The 2,803-nt window shown below is 51.5% G+C and carries 3 protein-coding genes and 1 pseudogene; 1 reads left to right on the top strand and 3 read right to left on the bottom strand.

The genetic code is table 11. The features are described from left to right. The 3 genes from BTM36_RS25270 to BTM36_RS25260 form a co-directional block, all read right to left on the bottom strand. The coding region (locus BTM36_RS25270; protein ID WP_305778111.1) for a DNA gyrase subunit A at positions 1 to 362 on the bottom strand (362 nt) is incomplete at its 3' end. Between the two features lie 374 nt (positions 363 to 736). Next, a complete protein-coding gene (locus BTM36_RS25265) occupies positions 737 to 1,177 on the bottom strand; it encodes a hypothetical protein (RefSeq protein ID WP_217349634.1) in 441 nt (146 codons plus the stop codon). A 105-nt stretch (positions 1,178 to 1,282) separates the two neighbouring features. Beyond that, entirely contained in the window at positions 1,283 to 1,594 is a 312-nt protein-coding gene (locus BTM36_RS25260) for a PfkB family carbohydrate kinase (protein ID WP_077238409.1), read from the bottom strand. Between the two features lie 757 nt (positions 1,595 to 2,351). Here BTM36_RS25260 and BTM36_RS25255 point away from each other — a divergent pair. Next, positions 2,352 to 2,803, top strand: a pseudogene (locus BTM36_RS25255) (amidohydrolase family protein); the annotation flags it as partial.

The following is a 2,803-nucleotide window of genomic DNA, read 5'->3' as shown; positions in this document are numbered from 1 at the left end:
TAATGAAGGACGCCTTCAGGATCTGCATCCTTTTTTAACTCAATCACAATCCGAAGGCCTGTCCGATCCGTTTCATCACGGACTTCGGCGATGCCTTCGACTTTCCGGTCCAGTCGGAATTCATCAATCTTCTTTACCAGATTGGCTTTATTCACTTCATAAGGAATTTCAGTTATGACAATTTGCTTTTTGCCTCCGCGCAAATCTTCGAATTCGGCCTTTCCGCGGACAATAATTTTTCCTCGTCCTGTTTCATAAGCGTTTTTAATTCCATCGACTCCCTGGATGATGCCTCCAGTAGGGAAATCAGGTCCTTTAACATGCTCCATCAGATCATCGATAGAACAATCCGGCTTATCCATCCGTAAAATAACCCCATCAATAATCTCATTTAAACAGAAGAAGCTTTTTTAGCTATCAAAGAAGCTATAAAAGTCGAGAAAGATGATCGAGTAAAATACGAAATGGAAAAAGGATTGGAATTTGCAGAAACGGCATTTAAATGAGTGTTCAAAAAGGAGGATGAAAAGGACCGAGAAGTTCGAGGCGGCGAAGCTTTGAGTACCGGAACGTCTGCACTTAATACGTGAGGAACGGAAAAGCAAGCCAACGAAGAAAATTGAAGTGTCAATTTCACCGGACTATTTGAACAACCTCTAAAAGAAAGGATGATCAGATGGGACAGTCCTTGTGGTTTAAAACAAAAGATTATACGGATTTATACATAAAAAGATGGTCAACAGAAAATGCTAAACCAAAAGCAATTATTCAAATTTCCCATGGAATGTCTGAAGGTGCGGGTGCTCAGGGCACCGGTGGTGGCCCGGTAGTCGAAGCTCACGGTGCTGCCGCTGGTCACCGCTTCCAGCAGGGGGGTCAGCACGGGAAGCGACTCGACGGAGCCGCGGGGGGCGCGGCGCAGCAGATCGGGGTCGGCATCGTGGCCCAGGCTCAGGAGCTTGGAGCGCACCCGGCGGGCCGCTCCCCCGGCGGCAGCATCGTCCCAGGCGCGGCTGGCGGCCAGCAGCACCGTGTACTCCGCAGTGGTCAGGTCCAGGACCGCGTCCCCGGCGGTGGTGTCGAGCCGGTAGTACACGGTGTTCTCGTCCAGTACGTCGGCCTCGGTGACCAGGGGCAGGCCGAGTTCGAGGATGGCGGCCTTGTCCCGCTCGAACATGCGCTCCGCTGCGCATAACTCTTTCCTTATTGGGGAAAAAGCGCAAAACCGCGCCCCTTCCCCTCATAAAATGAGCGAAATAAAAACCTATTTAGATAGCGTTATTTAATAGCGAACACCGTAACCAAAAGCCCCCTCTTTGAGGCAGATTTTCGCCGAAAATAATGCGGCTTGCTTAAGGCTTGCAGGAATCGCTTCTTCATCCGGGATATTTGTCTGTGCAAGATAATGGCACAGGAAGGCGGTAATAAACGCGTCGCCTGCCCCCATCGTATCCACAGGGGTGACATATTCCGGGGCCTGTTGATACCACTGTTTGCCATCAAACAGAATTGCCCCTTCACTGCCACGCGTGGCACAACAAATCCGACTGAACGACGTTATCTGTCGAGTAGACTGATTACTGGCATAGCACATTTACAATCGTTGTCATTATTCGGCTTGACTTCGTACGCGGACTAGCAACTCTGAGGGTGTGACTTAGCGACTGCAGATGCGTTAGTGCTATAGTCGTTAGTTGTAGCATCCGGTGTGCTCGCATTGTTCATGTTTTTTTTTTTTTTAAATGTTCCGCCCCCCCCCGATTCCTCCCCTCTTTCCCTCCCCGCCCCCCTCCCGATCTAATTGCCAAAATAAGTAACGAGCGTCGCCAACCTGCTTTCCGGCGCTGCACCCCCCTCAATTTCTGCGGGACAGACCAACCCCCCCCGGGCCAGCTTCCCGTACCCCGCCCATCCCCCCCCAGCCCCTGTGCCCGCCGCGCCAGCACAAGCTTAATGACTTAGAGGTTAAAAATAAATACAGGAAAACATTCAATAGCAAAAATCATTAACACAAATACTTCACTTAGTTCAGTTCAGTTCAGTTCAGTCACTCAGTCATATCCTACTCTTTGTGACCCCAGGAATTGCAGCATCCCAGGCCTCCCTGTCCATCATCAACTCCCAGAGTTCACTCAAACTCATGTGCATAGAGTCAGTGATGCCATCCAGGCATCTCATCCTCTGTTGCCCCCTTTTCCTCCTGCCCCCAATCCCTCCCAGCATCAGTGTCTTTTCCAGTGAGTCAACTCTTCTCATGAGGTGGCCAAATTATTGGAGTTTCAGCCTCAGCATCAGTTCTTCCAATAAACACCCAGGACTGATCTCCTTTAGGATGGACTGGTTGGGAGGATACGGTTGCCGCGTTCAAGGGGCGCACGATCCACGCCTTTCACACGGAAGGCGCAGGCGGCGGGCATGCGCCTGACATCATCAAGATCTGCGGCCTGCCCAATGTCATTCCCTCGTCGACGAACCCGACACGGCCCTACACGAAGAACACCATTGCCGAACATCTCGACATGCTGATGGTCTGCCATCACCTGTCGTCATCGATCCCCGAAGACGTGGCATTCGCCGAAAGCCGCATCCGCAAGGAAACCATTGCGGCCGAAGATATTCTGCATGATATCGGCGCTTTTTCGATCATCTCGTCGGATAGCCAGGCGATGGGCCGCGTCGGTGAAGTTTTGATCCGCACATGGCAGACCGCCGACAAGATGAAACGCCAGCGCGGCAGCCTGCCGCAGGAAACGGGCGACAACGATAATTTCCGCGTGAAACGGTATATTGCCAAATACACGAT

Source organism: Herbaspirillum sp. VT-16-41 (genome assembly GCF_001994935.1).
Classification (GTDB): Bacteria; Pseudomonadota; Gammaproteobacteria; order Burkholderiales; family Burkholderiaceae_D; genus Herbaspirillum; species Herbaspirillum frisingense.
The sequence above is the reverse complement of the archived record's forward strand: the minus strand, read 5'-3'. Positions and strand labels throughout refer to the sequence as shown.

Excerpts from the sequence above, each read along its gene's own strand:
- BTM36_RS25260 (WP_077238409.1), bottom strand. The coding sequence starts at position 1,594 with ATGTGCTATGCCAGTAATCAGTCTACTCGACAGATAACGTCGTTCAGT.
- BTM36_RS25265 (WP_217349634.1), bottom strand. The coding sequence starts at position 1,177 with ATGTTCGAGCGGGACAAGGCCGCCATCCTCGAACTCGGCCTGCCCCTG.